12 protein-coding genes are annotated in these 15,401 nt (G+C 69.3%); 11 read left to right on the top strand and 1 reads right to left on the bottom strand.

Annotation, left to right across the window (positions count from 1 at the left end):
* The first annotated feature begins 83 nt into the window (after window positions 1-83).
* The gene (pafA, locus tag ACFOWZ_RS34230; RefSeq protein ID WP_030471544.1) at window positions 84-1,442 is read left to right on the top strand and encodes a Pup--protein ligase; all 1,359 of its coding nucleotides are present in this window, start codon (window positions 84-86) and stop codon (window positions 1,440-1,442) included.
* A gap of 48 nt (window positions 1,443-1,490) precedes the next feature.
* Here pafA and ACFOWZ_RS34225 read toward each other — a convergent pair whose 3' ends face one another.
* Complete coding sequence (locus ACFOWZ_RS34225) at window positions 1,491-5,579, bottom strand: wHTH domain-containing protein (protein WP_382378097.1); 4,089 nt, start codon at window positions 5,577-5,579, stop codon at window positions 1,491-1,493.
* Between the two features lie 121 nt (window positions 5,580-5,700).
* On the opposite strand from ACFOWZ_RS34225, the gene ACFOWZ_RS34220 reads away from it, so the two are divergent.
* From ACFOWZ_RS34220 to htpG, 10 genes are all read left to right on the top strand, one after another.
* Complete coding sequence (locus ACFOWZ_RS34220; RefSeq protein ID WP_382378096.1) at window positions 5,701-6,699, top strand: WD40/YVTN/BNR-like repeat-containing protein; 999 nt, start codon at window positions 5,701-5,703, stop codon at window positions 6,697-6,699.
* On the top strand, window positions 6,699-7,361 hold the full coding sequence (locus tag ACFOWZ_RS34215) for a uridine kinase family protein (protein ID WP_382378095.1): 663 nt from the start codon (window positions 6,699-6,701) through the stop codon (window positions 7,359-7,361). Before ACFOWZ_RS34220 ends, ACFOWZ_RS34215 begins: the two co-directional genes overlap by 1 nt.
* Before the next feature lie 23 nt (window positions 7,362-7,384).
* Window positions 7,385-8,212: an alpha/beta hydrolase gene (locus tag ACFOWZ_RS34210; RefSeq protein WP_382378094.1), complete on the top strand. Its 828-nt coding sequence runs from the start codon at window positions 7,385-7,387 to the stop codon at window positions 8,210-8,212.
* Between the two features lie 60 nt (window positions 8,213-8,272).
* Window positions 8,273-9,238, top strand: coding sequence for a helix-turn-helix transcriptional regulator (locus ACFOWZ_RS34205; protein ID WP_382378093.1), 966 nt, complete (start codon window positions 8,273-8,275; stop codon window positions 9,236-9,238).
* Entirely contained in the window at window positions 9,235-10,215 is a 981-nt protein-coding gene (locus ACFOWZ_RS34200; RefSeq protein ID WP_382378092.1) for a helix-turn-helix transcriptional regulator, read from the top strand. Before ACFOWZ_RS34205 ends, ACFOWZ_RS34200 begins: the two co-directional genes overlap by 4 nt.
* Before the next feature lie 3 nt (window positions 10,216-10,218).
* Complete coding sequence (locus ACFOWZ_RS34195) at window positions 10,219-10,497, top strand: bacteriophage holin (RefSeq protein WP_063757144.1); 279 nt, start codon at window positions 10,219-10,221, stop codon at window positions 10,495-10,497.
* Window positions 10,490-10,780 carry a Sec-independent protein translocase subunit TatA gene (gene tatA / locus ACFOWZ_RS34190; protein WP_030471551.1) on the top strand — a complete coding sequence of 97 codons (291 nt, stop codon included), beginning with the start codon at window positions 10,490-10,492 and terminating at the stop codon, window positions 10,778-10,780. The genes ACFOWZ_RS34195 and tatA overlap by 8 nt, the downstream gene beginning before the upstream one ends.
* Window positions 10,781-10,892: 112 nt before the next feature.
* Window positions 10,893-11,801: a twin-arginine translocase subunit TatC gene (tatC, locus tag ACFOWZ_RS34185; protein WP_382378333.1), complete on the top strand. Its 909-nt coding sequence runs from the start codon at window positions 10,893-10,895 to the stop codon at window positions 11,799-11,801.
* Window positions 11,798-12,658: a diacylglycerol/lipid kinase family protein gene (locus ACFOWZ_RS34180; protein WP_382378091.1), complete on the top strand. Its 861-nt coding sequence runs from the start codon at window positions 11,798-11,800 to the stop codon at window positions 12,656-12,658. The genes tatC and ACFOWZ_RS34180 overlap by 4 nt, the downstream gene beginning before the upstream one ends.
* Window positions 12,659-12,701: 43 nt before the next feature.
* Window positions 12,702-14,543, top strand: coding sequence for a molecular chaperone HtpG (gene htpG, locus ACFOWZ_RS34175; RefSeq protein WP_382378090.1), 1,842 nt, complete (start codon window positions 12,702-12,704; stop codon window positions 14,541-14,543).
* Window positions 14,544-15,401: the final 858 nt, after the last annotated feature.

The raw sequence follows: 15,401 nt of genomic DNA, 5'->3' as shown, positions 1-15,401 counted from the left end.
CACCCCACCGACACTAAACCGCAACCGGCGTGCCGCCCGAACGGATCACCCGCGTGCGGCCGGAAGTCGCCTACTGTTGAGGGATGCAGCGGCGGATCTTCGGCATTGAGACAGAGTTCGGGGTGACCTGCACCTTCCACGGGCAGCGGCGTCTCTCCCCGGACGAGGTCGCGCGGTACTTGTTCCGCCGGGTCGTGTCGTGGGGGCGTTCCTCGAACGTCTTCCTGCGCAACGGTTCTCGGCTCTACCTCGACGTCGGCTCACACCCGGAGTACGCCACGGCCGAGTGCGACGACCTGGCCCAGCTGGTCACGCACGACAAGGCGGGTGAGCGGATTCTCGAGGACCTGCTCGTCGACGCCGAGCGCAGACTGGCCGACGAGGGCATCGGCGGCGACATCTTCCTGTTCAAGAACAACACCGACTCTGCGGGCAACTCCTACGGCTGCCACGAGAACTACCTGGTCGCACGGGCCGGCGAGTTCTCCCGCATCGCGGACGTGCTGCTGCCGTTCCTGGTCACCCGCCAGCTGATCTGCGGCGCCGGCAAGGTGCTGCAGACCCCGCGCGGCGCCGTGTACTGCCTCTCGCAGCGCGCCGAGCACATCTGGGAGGGCGTGTCGTCCGCGACCACGCGCTCCCGCCCGATCATCAACACCCGCGACGAGCCTCATGCAGACGCCGAGCGCTACCGGCGCCTGCACGTCATCGTGGGCGACTCGAACATGTCCGAGGTGACGACGCTGCTCAAGGTCGGCAGCGCGAACCTCGTGCTGGAGATGATCGAGCAGGGCGTCCAGTTCCGCGACTTCTCCCTGGACAACCCCATCCGCGCCATCCGCGAGATCTCCCACGACCTGACCGGCCGCCGCACGGTGCGCCTGGCGGGCGGCAAGGAGGCCTCGGCGCTCGACATCCAGCGCGAGTACTACGAGAAGGCCGTCGAGCACACGGCCAAGCGCTCGCCGGACCCGATGGCGCAGCGCGTGATCGAACTGTGGGGCCGCACGCTCGACGCCGTCGAGTCGCAGGACCTCACGAAGATCGACCGCGAGATCGACTGGGCCATCAAGAACCGCCTGATGGAGCGGTACATGGCCAAGCACAACATGGACCTGTCGAACCCGCGCATCGCCCAGCTCGACCTCGCCTACCACGACATCAGGCGCGGCCGAGGCGTGTTCGACCTGCTGCAGCGCAAGGGCCAGGTCGAACGCGTGACCGACGACGGCGAGATCGAGGCCGCGAAGGACACCCCGCCGCAGACCACGCGGGCGAAGCTGCGCGGTGACTTCATCGCGGCGGCCCAGGCCGCCGGACGCGACTTCACCGTCGACTGGGTGCACCTGAAGCTGAACGACCAGGCGCAGCGCACCGTGCTGTGCAAGGACCCGTTCCGCGCGGTGGACGAGCGGGTGGAGCGGCTCATCTCATCGCTCTGACCAGGCTTTTGACGAAGCGGCGGGTCCCGTCTGGGGCCCGCCGCTTCGTCATTCGCCGACCGTGATGCCGAGCCGGGCGAGCCGCTCGAACACCTCACCCGGCATCAGCTTCGTGGCGACCACCGCGCGCATGACGTCCTCACGCGGAAACTCCGCGTCCAGGTCGCGGTACCCGGCATCGCCGAGGAGGTCCTGGTTCAGCAGGACCAGGTCGATCTGGTCGATCGACAGCGGGAGGCCGCGCGGGCTCGCGACGGGAACGCCGAGCGCCGACAACCGTCTGGCCACTTCGAGAGGTGTCATCCCGGTGGTCCCGGCGGTAACGAGCAGGTGCACCCTGTCTGCCGGCGTCGCCACACCGATCCAGCGGGCCTCGTCGGACCGGTCGCCTCGCCGCACCTGGGCGAGCAGCTTGCTGTCGTACCGCTCGACCTTGTCCGGCAGTGGGGCGTCCTCGGTGCGCAGACCGAGATCGCTCAGCCTCGCGGCGATCTCGACCGGTGGCTTGGCGAGCCTGGCAGCCGCGGCGAGCACGTGACCGAGCGGCACCACCAGCCGCTCGTCGGTCAGCCACGGCGGTTTTCCGTCCAGATTGCGGCTCAGCAGCAGCGGGTCCTCCACCCGCACGTCGAAGTCGAGCATTTGGTCGGGCGGGGTGCCGAAGCCGAACTCGGCCAGTCTGCGGGCGATCGAGCGGGGACTGCGTGATGTCTTCGCGGCAGCGATCAGGACGTGCTGGAAGCTCAGGGACTGGCCGGTGCTCAGCCACGCGGGTTCCCAGCCGTAGAGGTGACTCTCCACATCGATCGAGGCGCTGAGCAGCGGCAGGTCCGTGGTGTCCGCGTCCTCCGGGAGGAAGTCGGGCGAGGGCGTGCTGATGCCGAACTCGGCCAGCCTTCGTGCGACTGTCGCAGGTCGTTCGTCCATCTCCAGAGCCACATTCACCACGTGCCCGATGGTGGCGACCGCGCCGATGTACGGGTCGCGCGAGTCGTAGAGGGACCGGTGGCGTCTCCGGGTGATCTTGTCGTCGAACGGCGTGAGCTGGTCGGGAAGCGTCCCGGCGATCTCGAACCCGGCTGCCGCGAGCCGGGCGGCGACGTCGGCCGGAGGAGTGTTCGTCGCAAGGGCGACGAGAACGACGTGCAGTGCCGAGACGGGGTTCTGGACGTACGACGTCGACTCACCCTGCTGCGTGGTGAAGATCTGCGCGTCGTTGCGATCAACGTCCGACGGCAACGTTTCGGGGTCAGGCGTCACGTAACCGAGCTCGGCGAGCCTCATCGCGGCCTCAGCGGGTGTCCGGTGCTCGTCAGCGGCCGCGACCATCACGTGCGCGACCGGGACGACCTCTTCGACCGGGAGCGCTGCGGGTGTGGCCGCGGTCTTCAGCAGGCGCTGATCGCTGACGTCGACCTCGGCGGGAAGTCGGCCGGTCCTGGAGGTGTCGTACCCGAGTTCCGTCAGTCTTTCGACGACGGCAGATGGCGTCAGGCCGGTCGCGGCGGCGGCCGCCAGCACGTGAGCATGCGGCACGGGCTCGTCCCGCGAGAGGTAGAGTCCGGACGCCTCGTACTGGCCGGCCAGTAGATCCCGGTCGGACTCGACGATCTCGTTGGGCACCGACACCGGATCGGGGACAGGAAGACCGAGCTCGGCGAGTCGCGCCACGACCTCGGCCGGCGAACGCTGTGCCCGGATCGCCACGTCCAGCACGTAGCCCGGGAAGACTGTGCTCCGGTTGTCTTCGAGCAGGATCTCGTCCGACGGACGAGCCGACACGACCGCCGGGGAATCCGGTCCGGCTCCGGCGCGAAGCCACGCTGCGAGCCGCCACCTGCTGACCGCGTCGTTCCACTCGACAGCCGCGGTTCTGCCGTCGTGCGCCAGTGCGCCGGCGTCGGGCGGGTAGCAGCCGACGACCTCGATCGGCGCTTCGACGCCGCCGACCAGCCACGGGCGGTACCGGGCCTCGATCGCGCGTTCGCAGATCTCGTCGGCGAGCCGCGGTGTCGTCTCGGCGAGCTCCGAGAGCCAGCTGTGGGACAGCGGGGTGTCCGGCGAGTCGATCAGCGCCGGGATGGCGGACCGCATGAGCTCCTCGACCCGCGCGTCGTCGAGGTCGATGATCTCGTTGCGGTCCACGGTGAGCCGCGGCTGGTCGCTGCCGGACATGTCGACGACGGCACCGAACGTGGTGATCCCCGCCCAAAGCCCGTCCGCGAGGACTGCGCCCTCGGTGTCGCACCACCACACCCTGCCGCCGTCCGCGGGGGCGAGTTTCTCTGCGGATCTGGCGGCGTGCGGGGGAAACGGGTCGTCCGAGCCCACCGGCGCGGTGTCCGACAACCGGCGAGGTTCCCAGGTCTGCCAGCTGTTGTCGTCCTCCGACGTCACGGCGAAGTCGCTCACCCACAGGATCCGGCGGAGCAGTTCCGTGCAGCGCACCGGGTTCTCCGTCGGCCGCAGCCGAAGGCGCACGACCGTGCCCGCGTCCTCGCCCGGCCCCAGGTCGCGCACGCGGAACAGCGCGTCCGGGCCCGCGATGTGCACCTCCAGCCGCTGCCCCGGACATCCGGAGCGGCTCAGGCGGCACGTCGTCACGGTGATCTCGTCGGCGAGCATGAAGTAGCTCAGCACCCCGATGCCGAACCGGCTGTTGGGGAACGACTCGATGCCCACCGAGGCCCAGTCGGCCTGTTCCTCGACGTACTCCGGCATGTCGGTGAACCGCACGCCGGCGTGGGCGAACACGTCCACGAGCTCGCGGTCGCCCATGCCGATGCCGTTGTCGGAGCACTCGAGGAACGGCCGTCCCTGCTCGTCGACGCCCTGCCGGAAGCCGATCCTGCCCTGCCACGGTGGCAGGGCGGTGCCCGTCGCGGTCAGGTAGGAGGTCCTGGCCTGGCGGTAGCGGCAGGCGTCCAGCGCGTTCTGGTAGAGCTCGCGGATCGCGAGGTCCGGTGTGCCGTAGAGCTGTTCGCCCATGAGCAACGCCTGGATCTGGTCGTCCGCCAGGCGGAACCGGTGGCCCTCGGAGGTGGTCGGGCTCGTGCCGTCGGCCGAGGCGTGGACGGGCATGACCCTCAGCGGTGCGAGCGTGGGGGAGTCCTCGGCGGCGCGCACGATCTCCGTGAGCACGGCGTCGACCGCGGCGGCACGGTCGTGCAGGGCGAGCGCTGTCGCCGGGTGGAGGCAGCGCGTGGTGAGGACTCGGGTGCGGTTGCCGTCCCACGTCGCCTCGCGGATGGACGTCAGCACCTCGCCGGGCGTGATGCCGTCGTCGATGCCGAGGTGGTCGGCGATCACGCGCGGCAGCACGGTGGGGTCGATGGCCGTGCGGTGGGCGACGACGAGCAGGTAGCCGAGCAGTTGCTCGCGCAGGTCCTGCTCCAACTCGGTACCACCGACGACGCGGACCGTCGGCCTCAGCCTCGCCGGACGGTCGACGCGGCGCAGGTACGCGGGGTCGAGCTGGACCGCGCGCATCAGTTCCATCAGCCGCGGCGCGGTGAGCACGGCGTTCAACGGCGGCGGGATCGAGGCCGGCAACAGCGAGGTGATGTTCGCCTGGCCGTAGCACTCGGGCTGCCGGACGAGCCACTGGTGGAAGAGCCACCACCCGATGCCGGTGGCCGCGGGGTCGCCCGAGGAGAGCGCGCGCACGCCCCGGCGGTGCAGGGCGCCGAACCCGGCCGCGAACCCGCTGAACTTCGGCAGCTCGGCGCTCCCGGAGAAGGCCGCGACCGCGGGATCGGCGCCCCGCAGCACGGTCACGGCCTGCTTCGCCCAGAACGCCTGGTGCAGGTAGGGGAACGTGACGAGCAGGGCGGTCTCGGCGTCGGACAGGCGCAGCTCGTCCGGCCGCAGCACGCTCAGGGTCAGCCAGCGCAGCCGCAGCGTGAACCGGTCCGCGAACCCGTCGTCGAGCCAGGGATCATCCGCCGAGCCCGCGCGGTGGCCAGTCCACGACGCAGCCAGCTCCGACACCACCGCCGCGCAGGCGTTGCGCATCGTGTTCGACGGGCCGAGGTGCTCGCGTGCCGCCGTCGTCCACGGGTGCGGCGTGGTGACCTCCGCGAGTGACCGTCGAGGCGCCGTCGCCCCGATCACCAGGCGCGGGTCGTTCTCCTGCATGCCGGAGATCTTCGGCCGCGACCGAACGGAAGTACCGCAACGACGCAGCAGATCACCCGTTCAGCCGCCTCAGTCCGATCGGGGGTAGGAACCGGTCACCCCGCTCGACCAGAGTGTCGGCATGAGGATCATCGCGGCGGCACTCGCCGCTTTCCTGGTTCTCCCCGGAGTCGCCTCGGCCGACTCCTTCTGGGAGCTGAAACCGACCGGCACGGACGCACGCCTGCGCGGCCTGTCCGCCGTCAACGGCCAGGTCGCCTGGGTCAGCGGCTCGAAAGGCACGGTCCTGCGCACGACCAACGGCGGCCGGTCGTGGGAGTCCGTGGCACCGCCGGACACCGCGACGCTGGACTTCCGCGACATCCAGGCGTTCGACGCGCGCAACGCCGTGGCGCTGTCCATCGGTGAGGGGGAGGCGTCACGGATCTACCGCACGTCCGACGGCGGCAAGACCTGGCAGGAGTCGTTCCGCAACAACGACCCGAAGGCGTTCTACGACTGTGTGGCGTTCTTCGACCGGTTCCGCGGGCTCGCGCTGAGTGACCCCGTTGACGGCAAATTCCGCGTGTTGCGCACGTGGGACGGTGGGCGGTCGTGGCACGTCAACGACACGAAGGGCATGCCGGACGCGTTGCCGGGCGAGTTCGCGTTCGCGGCGTCCGGGCAGTGCGTGACGACGAGCGGCAACCACGCGTGGATCGCGACCGGCGGCGGCGCGAAGGCACGGGTGCTGGAGTCGCGTGACGGCGGCAGGTCGTGGAAGGCCTCCGAGGTGCCGCTGCCCAGCGGTGCGGCGGCCGGGGTGTTCGCGGTCGCGTTCAAGACGCCGTGGCGGGGTGTCGCGATCGGCGGCGACTACCTGAAGCCGACCGACCCGACGCCGGCGTTCGCGACCTACGACCCGCGCGGCTGGAAGGCCGGCGAGCAGGCTCCGGTCGGCTACCGGTCCGGCATCGCCTACCGCGGCAACGGGCTGGTGGCGGTCGGGCCGTCGGGCACGGACGTCAGCAAGGACGGCGAGCACTGGAAGGTCGCGGACACGGGCAGCTTCGACACGGTCGACTGCGCCGGGTTCACCTGCTGGGCCGCCGGTGAGAAGGGACGGGTCGGTCGCACCTGATGCGGTTGCACCCGGGTGAGCCCGAGGCCTCGGGGTGGCGGGTCGCGCAGCTGTCGGAGATCGTCCGGCGGCTGTGCGGCGCGGCACCCGCCGGACGTCCGCTCGTCGTCGCCATCGACGGACGTGGCGGCGCCGGGAAGTCCGCCCTCGCCGAACGGCTGCGGGCGGCCGTCCCGGCGTCGGCCGTCGTGCACACCGACGACGTCGCGTGGAACCAGGCCTACTTCGACTGGGGCGAGCTGATGCTGGAGCACGTCCTGCGGCCGCTGTACCGGGGTGAGGCGGTGGAGTTCCGGCCGCCGGCGTGGGCCGAGCACGACCGTCCCGGTGCGATTCGGGTCGCCGCCGGGACGAACGTCGTGTGGATCGAGGGCACCGGGATCATCCGCGAGGAGCTCGCGGCGTGGATCGACGCGTCGATCTGGATCCAGGGAGATCTGGACGAGCAGGAACGCCGGTTGGTGGCCCGCGACGGTGACTCCGCCGCCCAACGGCAGCACGTCGCCGCGTGGCTGGCCGAGGAGCTGCCGTTCCTGCGCCGGGAACAGCCGTGGCGCAGGGCGACCTTCGTCGTGGCCGGCACGACCGAACTCCCGCACGATCCACACTCTGAGATCGTCGTCGCCCCGGCCGTTTCCTCGTGGCCCCTGCCGGGTAGATGACGAAGGTGTTCGAGGGATTCACCTTGCGCCGCATCGATGTCGGCGAGGCCGTGCTGCGAGTGAGGATCGGTGGGGCAGGGCCACCGGTCCTCCTCCTGCACGGCCACCCTCGAACCCACACGACGTGGCACCGCGTCGCGCCGTTGCTCGCCGAGGACCACACGGTCGTGTGCCCGGACTTGCGCGGCTACGGCGAGTCCAGCAAACCCGGCGACTACTCGAAACGCGCCATGGCACGCGACTTCGTCCACCTGATGAGCGCGCTCGGCCACGAGCGGTTCGCGGTCGCCGGCCACGACCGGGGTGCGGCCGCGGCGATCCGGCTGGCGCTCGACCACCCCGGCCGCGTCACCGCGCTGGCCGTGCTGGACGGGTTGCCGATCGGCGCCCACCTGCAGCGCTGCGACGCCCGGTTCGCGCAGGCCTGGTACCACTGGTTCTTCCTGGCGCAGCAGGAGATCGCGGCAGCGATGATCAACCAGGACCCGGACCTCTGGTACGGCGGGCGCTACCACGACACGCCGCTCGCGATGGGCGTGGAGAACTGGGCCGACTACCAGCGCGCCATCCACGACCCCGAGACCGTGCTCGCGATGTGCGGCGACTACCGCGCCGGGCTGGAGGTCGACCGGGGACACGACGACGAGGACCGGGCGCGCGGTCGCAGGATCACCTGTCCGGTGCTGGCCCTGCGGTCGGCCAAGGACGACCTCGGCGAGTTGTACGAGGACCTGGCCGGGATCTGGGACGAGTGGGCGGATGACGTGCGGGTTCGGTCCATCGACTGTGGACACCACATGGCCGAGGAAGCACCCGTGGAACTGGTGCGCGAGCTGCGCACACTGCTCTGAACGGACCGTTCACCACAGGTGATGTCAGGGTTTCGAAGCGCACGGGGTTAGGGTTTGTCCGTGGCCATCGCCCGTGCCGAACGCCTTGTCAACCTGGTGCTGTGCCTGCTGTCGACCCGTCAGTACCTGACAGCGGAGCGCATCCGCGCCATCGTCCCCGGCTATCACGAAGCGCCGACGGACGAGGCGTTCTTCCGCATGTTCGAAAGGGACAAGTCCGAGCTGCGCGACCTCGGCGTGCCGCTCGAGACCGGCCGGCAGTCGAACGTGGAGGGCGCCGAGGACGGCTACCGGATCGCGCGGCGCGACTACGAGCTGGGCGACATCGACCTCGAACCCGACGAGGCCGCCGCGGTGGCGCTGGCCGCACGCCTGTGGGACTCGCCGCAGCTCACGGGTGCCGTGCACGGGGCGTTGATCAAGCTCAGGGCGGCGGGCGTGGACGTCGACCAGGACACGCCCGCGACCGTCGAGCCCAAGGTCCGCGCGAACGAGCCCGCGTTCCCGCCGCTGCTGCAGGCCGTGCAGGCGGGCCAGGTCGTCACGTTCTCCTACCGCAAGCCCCCTCCCGGCGGGCAGAGCGAACGAACGGTCGAGCCGTGGGGCGTCGTCGCCTGGCGCGGCAAGTGGTATCTCGTGGGCTGGGACCGCGACCGCGACGACACGCGCTGCTTCCGGCTGTCCAGGGTCGTGGGCACCGTCCGGACCGTCGGCAAGCCGGGCGCCTTCAAGGTGCCCGAGGGCACCGACCTGATGAGCCTCATCGCGCGCACGGAGGCGGATCCGCACCAGACCGCGCCCGCCAGGATCTGGGTGGCCAAGGGCAGGGCGCAGGGCGTGCGCCGGCACGCGAAGGTCGTCGACGAACGCGACGGCGGCGACGTCGTCGAGATCGACCTGAAGTTCCCCGACTCCGCGGCCAAGTGGCTCGCCGGGTTCGGGCCCGACGTCGTGGTGCTGGAGCCCGAGGTGCTGGCCAAGTCCGTCCGCGACCGCCTGCAGGGTGCACTGGAAGGAGCGCGGTGACCGCGTCGAACGAACGGCTGCCGCGTCTGCTCGCACTCGTGCCGTACCTGCTCAACCGGCCCGCGATCACCGTGAAGGAGGCCGCGGCCGACTTCGGCATCACGCCCAAGCAGCTGCGCAAGGACCTCGAGCTGCTGTGGATGTGCGGCCTGCCCGGCTACGGTCCCGGCGACCTGATCGACCTCTCGTTCGAGGGCGAGACGATCACCGTCTCGTTCGACGCGGGCATGAACCGGCCGTTGCGGCTCACGGCTGCCGAGGCGGCGTCGCTGCTGGTCGCGCTCAGGGCGCTGGCGGACACGCCCGGTGTGGTCGACACGGACGCCGTGCAGCGCGCGCTGGCCAAGATCGAGTCGGCGGTCGGCAAGGCGCAGCCCGCGGGCATGGTGGTCGGGCTGGGTGCGTTCGAGCGCGGCGAGACGGCGGAGGTCCGTGCCGCGGTGCAAGACGCCGTGAAGCGCGAACGGGCCGTGCGCATCCGCTACTACTCTCAGTCGCACGACGCGATGAGCGACCGAGTGGTGGATCCGATGCGTCTGCTGCTCGTGGAAGGCCGCGGCTATCTCGAAGCGTGGTGCCGGTCGGCGCTCGGCGTGCGGCTGTTCCGGCTCGATCGAATCGACGACGTGGAGGTCCTCGACGAGCCGTCGTCGCCTCCGCCCCACGCGAGGCTCACGGATACATCGGAGGGCTTGTTCCAGCCGCGGGACGATCAGAAGATCGCGGTCCTTCTGCTCGAACCGGACGCGCACTGGGTCGCCGAGTACTACCCGGTCGACCACGCCGCAGAGCTCTCGGACGGCCGCACGCGTGTCCTCATGCGGTACGACGACCCGTCGTGGATGGTGCGCCTGCTCCTGGGACTGGGCGGGGACGTGTACGTCGAACAGCCGGCCGAACTCGCGGACGAGGTGACGCGCCAAGCTCGCGAAGCATTGATGCGGGCAGATCACCTGCTGTCCACCCAAGACGTATAACGTGTGCTCGTGCCGTCTACACCGACCTTGGCGCTGATCGCGCTCGGCCTCGTCGCGCTGGTCGCGATCGCGGTCCGAGTCATCCGATCCTTGCGTCGATTCGCCAGCGCCCGCACTCTGGTGAGGGACAGGGTCGGCGACGGCGTCGGACTGCTGAAGGCGCGATCCGCTGCGCTGAAGGTGGCCTTCGCCGCACGGCGGCACCCGGAACAGGCCCGTACCAGGGCGAACCCCGCGTACGATCGTCGTGGCGGGGGAGACAGGAGGATCACCAATGGGTAACCTCGGACCCACCGAGCTGATCATCATCGCAGTGGTGATCATTCTGCTGTTCGGTGCGAAGAAGCTGCCTGACATGGCTCGTTCGCTCGGCCGGTCGGCGAAGATCTTCAAGGCCGAGACGAAGGGCCTGCGCGAGCAGGACGCGGACGACGCGCCCGTCCAGCAGCAGCCCGTGCAGCAGCCGGTGCAGCAGCTCCCGCCGGCCCAGCCGCAGGTGCAGCAGCAGCCCCAGGTCGCTCCTCCGATCGAGCAGACCGCGCAGAACAAAGCTACCAACAACTGACCTGCCGGTCATCTGACTTGTAAGGACGGTTCGCGCGGTGGCAAGTCCGTTCCGGTGGTTTGCCGAGCGCCGGGAACGCGGCAAGCGCCGTCGGGGCAACCCCGACGGCACCATGTCGCTCAAAGAGCACCTTTACGAGCTGAGGCACCGGCTCGCGATGGCGATGTTGATCATCACCGCCGGTGCGATCTTCGGCTGGATCTGGTTCGCCGTGAAGCTGGGCCCGATCCCGTCGCTGGGCGACATCATGACCGGCCCCTACTGCCAGCCGGACCTCGCGCCGTACCGGGTCCAGTTCCCCGGTGAGACCGGCTGCCGGCTGTTGCAGACGGAGCCGTTCGAGAGCTTCATGATCCGGTTGCAGGTCGGTGCCGCGGCGGGTGCCGTGCTGCTCAGCCCCTTCTGGCTGTACCAGTTCTGGGCGTTCATCACGCCCGGCCTGTACCAGAAGGAACGCAAGTTCGCGCGCACCTTCGTCTTCTTCGCCGCGATCCTGTTCGCGGCGGGTGCGGTGCTGGCCTACTGGGTCGTGCCGCAGGGCCTGCAGGTGCTGATCAGCTTCGGTGGCGACCAGTTCATCACCGCGCTGACCGGTGGGAAGTACGTCTCGTTCGTCATCACGATGCTGTTCATCTTCGGCGTGAGCTTCGAGCTGCCGCTGGTGGTCGTGATGCTGAACCGCGCGGGCGTGGTCAGCTACGACACGCTGTCCAAGTGGCGGCGTGGCCTGCTGATGGGCCTGTTCGTGTTCGCGGCGATCGCGACGCCGGGCACCGACCCGGTCTCGATGGTCGCGCTGGCGCTCGCGCTGTCGCTGCTGTTCGAGATGGCGATCCAGCTCGCGCGCCTGCACGACAGGCGCCAGGCCAGGCTGCGCAAGGCCGAGGGCTGGGACGCGCTCGACGACAACGAAGCTGCGCCGTTCGACTACACGCCGTCCGATGCCGACGGCAACATGCCCGGTGAGAAGGCCGTCGCTTCGGAACCCCCGAAGCGCGTGAACTACGACGACGCCACGTGACGCGGGCGGCCCTGCTGGTCTGCCCCGCGTCGGGCAAGGGGCGGGCGGCCCGGATGGCCGGGTCGACCGCCGCCGCGCTGCGCCCGCACGTGTCGTCGTTGACGCAATTGGTGGCGCACGACGCCTCAGGGGCCCTCGCGATGGCGCGCGAGGCAGTCGCCGACGGTGTCGACCTGCTCGTCGTCCTGGGCGGTGACGGGGCCGCGCACCTGGGCATCCAGGCGTGCGCGGGCACGTCGACGGCGCTGGGCATCGTGCCGGCCGGTACCGGCAACGACCTGGCCGCCGCGATCGGGTCGCAGTCGGTCGAGGACGTCGTCCACGGCACCCGCAAGACCCTCGACCTCGGACGGCTGTCGACCGGCCAGTGGTTCGCGACGGTGCTGTGCGCCGGGTTCGACTCCGCGGTGAACGAGCGGGCGAACGCGATGCGCTGGCCGTCCGGCCCACGCCGCTACGACCTCGCGATCGTGGCCGAGCTGGCCTCGCTGAGGTCGGCGCCGCTGGTCGTGACGACCGAGGACGAGTCGTTCGAGCTGGACGCGACGCTCGTGGCGGTCGGCAACACCCCGAACTACGGCGGGGGCATCCCCGTGTGCCCCGGCGCGGACGCTCATGACGGCCTGTTCGACGTCACGGTCGTGGAGCACGCGAGCCGCGCGATGCTGATGCGCATGCTGCCTACGTTGCGCACGGGCACGCACACCGAGCATCCGGCCGTGCGGACGTTCCGCGCGCGTGAGGTGTCGTTGTCTGGTGGCAACGGGTGGATGGCTTACGCCGACGGCGAACGCCAGGAGGCGTTGCCGGTGTCAGTTCACACGGTCCCAGGCGCACTCACCGTGGTGGGTCGCTAAGTTGTAGGGCTGTTCGTTCCGTTTCTGTTTTCGGTGGGGATGCATGGAAACGCTGGAGTTCCAGTCCGAGGCGCGTCAGCTGCTGCAGTTGATGATCCACTCGATCTACTCGAACAAGGACACGTTCCTGCGCGAGCTGGTGTCGAACGCCTCCGACGCACTGGACAAGCTGAGGCTGGAGTCCTTCCGCGACAAGGACATGAAGGTCGACGTCGACGACCTGCACATCGTGATCGAGTCCGATCCCGCTGAGCGCACGTTGACCGTGCGCGACAACGGCATCGGCATGACGCGTGAGGACGTCGTCGGGCTCATCGGCACGATCGCGAAGTCCGGCACCGCCGAGTTCCTGCGCAAGCTCAAGGAACAGCAGTCGTCGTCGTCCGACCTGATCGGCCAGTTCGGCATCGGCTTCTACTCGTCGTTCATGGTGGCGGACAAGGTCACCCTCGTGACCCGGCACCCGCACGCCGAGAAGGGCGTCCGCTGGGAGTCGACCGGCGAGAGCACGTACACGATCGAGGACGTCGACGACGCGCCGCAGGGCACCTCGGTCACGTTGCACCTCAAGCCGTCCGACGACGAGGACCGGCTGCCGGACTACACCGAGCCCGCGAAGATCCGCGAGATCGTCAAGCGCTACTCGGACTTCATCACCTGGCCCGTGCGCCTGGGCGGCGAGGAGATCAACTCCCGCAAGGCCCTGTGGGCACGCCCGGCCTCCGAGGTGACGGAGGAGGAGTACGCCGAGTTCTACCGGCACATCAGCCACGACTGGAACGCGCCGCTCGAGACCATCCGCATGCAGGCGGAGGGCACGTTCGAGTACCAGGCGCTGCTGTTCCTGCCGGCGCAGGCCCCGATGGACCTGTTCATGCGCGACAGCAGGCGCGGCGTGCAGCTCTACGTGAAGCGCGTCTTCATCATGGACGACTGCGCCGAGCTGATGCCGGAGTACCTGCGTTTCGTGAAGGGCGTGGTCGACGCCGCGGACCTCTCGCTGAACGTCTCGCGCGAGATCCTGCAGCAGGACCGCCAGATCCAGCTGATGCGCCGCCGCCTGGTGAAGAAGGTCCTTTCTTCTCTGAAGTCGTTGATGGGCGCCCGCCCGGACGACTACAAGAAGTTCTGGGGCGAGATGGGCGCGGCCCTGAAGGAGGGCCTGCTCTCCGACCACGACAACCGCGACGCGATCCTCGAGGTCTGCTCGTTCGCCTCGACGCACTCCGACTCGGACCTGACCACGCTGGCCGACTACGTGTCGCGGATGAAGGAAGGCCAGGAGCACATCTACTTCATGACCGGCGACTCACGCACGGCCGTGGAGAACTCGCCGCACATGGAAGCCTTGCGCGCCAAGGGTTACGAGGTGCTGATCCTGACCGACCCGATCGACGAGATGTGGGTCGACGCGGTGCCGTCGTTCGACGGCAAGCAGCTCCAGTCCGTCGCGAAGGGTCAGGTCGACCTGGAGACGGAAGAGGAGAAGTCCGCGGCCGCGGCCAAGGCTTCGGAGTTCGCGGACCTGCTGTCGTGGATGGCCTCCTCGCTGTCGGAGGACGTGAAGGAGGTGCGGCTGTCCTCGCGTCTGACCACTTCGCCGGCGTGCGTGGTCGGCGATGCGCACGACATCACGCCGACGCTGGAGAAGATGTACAAGGCGATGGGGCAGGAGCTGCCGAAGATCAAGCGGATTCTGGAGCTCAATCCGTCGCATCCGCTGGTCGAGGGGTTGCACTCGGCGTTCGTCTCTGGGGAGCGCTCGTCGCTGGAGGACGCGGTGGAGCTGATCTACGGGCTGGCGTTGCTGGCTGAGGGTGGGGAGCTTTCGGATCCGTCGCGGTTCGTCAAGTTGGTGGCGGATCGGGTGCAGCGCACTTTCTGAGTTGGGGTGGGGCGGGGTGCGGTGTTCGTGCCCCGCTCTGCTTTGTGGGCCGCCTTGGGCTCGCGTTGGGGTGTGTGCGGGTCGGTTTGGGGTGGTTCGGCGCGGGTTCCAGCGGGGTGGTCACCTATGCGGTCGTCTCGCCTTGCGTAGGTGGTTGCGCGGGTCCTGACGAGCCGGGTCATTTCATCGCCGCTTCGCGACGATTGCGATTGGGGCTTGACTTCGGGGCCCTTGCGAGGCGCTCATCGGCCTTGAAAAGCCGGGCATAGAAGCGCCCGGCCGATCCAACCAGCATAGCACCTCGCACCCAAAGTCAAGCCCCAATCGCAATCGTGCGTGGTTGCGTTTGTTGGTCGGCTCACGTCATTACCGCTTGCCTGCATTCGCATTGCCCGATTCGGCTCGGCTACTCCATCGCCGTTTGGCGTCGGCTTCGCGAGATTGGCCGCACTGGACGTAGCCCGCTGAATTGACCTCGCGGGATTATTCTCGCGAAATAGTCTCCACTCGGAAGAAGCGTCACGCGGGGGGAAGAAACGGCCGCCCATGCCGCCGTAGGTTCGTCGGCGGTGGCGAGGGTGCCGCGCCATGGCCGGGCAGCGGTGACCACAGCGCCAGTCATTGATGCCGCTTCGCCCTGCCCACGACGGTAGCCGTCGATGTCGCCTCGTCGTGGGCAGGCACCTTGATCAACACCGCCTCGTTGTGGTTAGGCGGTGTTGATGAGGTTGCGTCTGGGTCTTTGTTGCGGGTCGAGCCAGGCTGGTGGGTAGAACGTCGGGATGCCGGTGACCAGCTTGACTTCCCACTTGCTCTGGTGGATCAGGGTGTGGTGGTGGCGGCAGAGCAGGACGGCGT

It is taken from the genome of Lentzea rhizosphaerae (assembly GCF_042649515.1).
GTDB classification, from domain to species: Bacteria; Actinomycetota; Actinomycetes; order Mycobacteriales; family Pseudonocardiaceae; genus Lentzea; species Lentzea aerocolonigenes.
Note: the sequence above shows the minus strand (reverse complement) of the source record. Positions and strands in the feature narration are given on the sequence as shown.

What these genes read in the sequence shown, in the direction of transcription:
- tatA (WP_030471551.1), top strand. Translation starts at nt 10,490, where the DNA reads ATGGGTAACCTCGGACCCACCGAGCTGATCATCATCGCAGTGGTGATC.
- ACFOWZ_RS34225 (WP_382378097.1), bottom strand. Translation starts at nt 5,579, where the DNA reads ATGCAGGAGAACGACCCGCGCCTGGTGATCGGGGCGACGGCGCCTCGA.
- htpG (WP_382378090.1), top strand. Translation starts at nt 12,702, where the DNA reads ATGGAAACGCTGGAGTTCCAGTCCGAGGCGCGTCAGCTGCTGCAGTTG.
- ACFOWZ_RS34215 (WP_382378095.1), top strand. Translation starts at nt 6,699, where the DNA reads ATGCGGTTGCACCCGGGTGAGCCCGAGGCCTCGGGGTGGCGGGTCGCG.
- pafA (WP_030471544.1), top strand. Translation starts at nt 84, where the DNA reads ATGCAGCGGCGGATCTTCGGCATTGAGACAGAGTTCGGGGTGACCTGC.
- tatC (WP_382378333.1), top strand. Translation starts at nt 10,893, where the DNA reads ATGTCGCTCAAAGAGCACCTTTACGAGCTGAGGCACCGGCTCGCGATG.
- ACFOWZ_RS34220 (WP_382378096.1), top strand. Translation starts at nt 5,701, where the DNA reads ATGAGGATCATCGCGGCGGCACTCGCCGCTTTCCTGGTTCTCCCCGGA.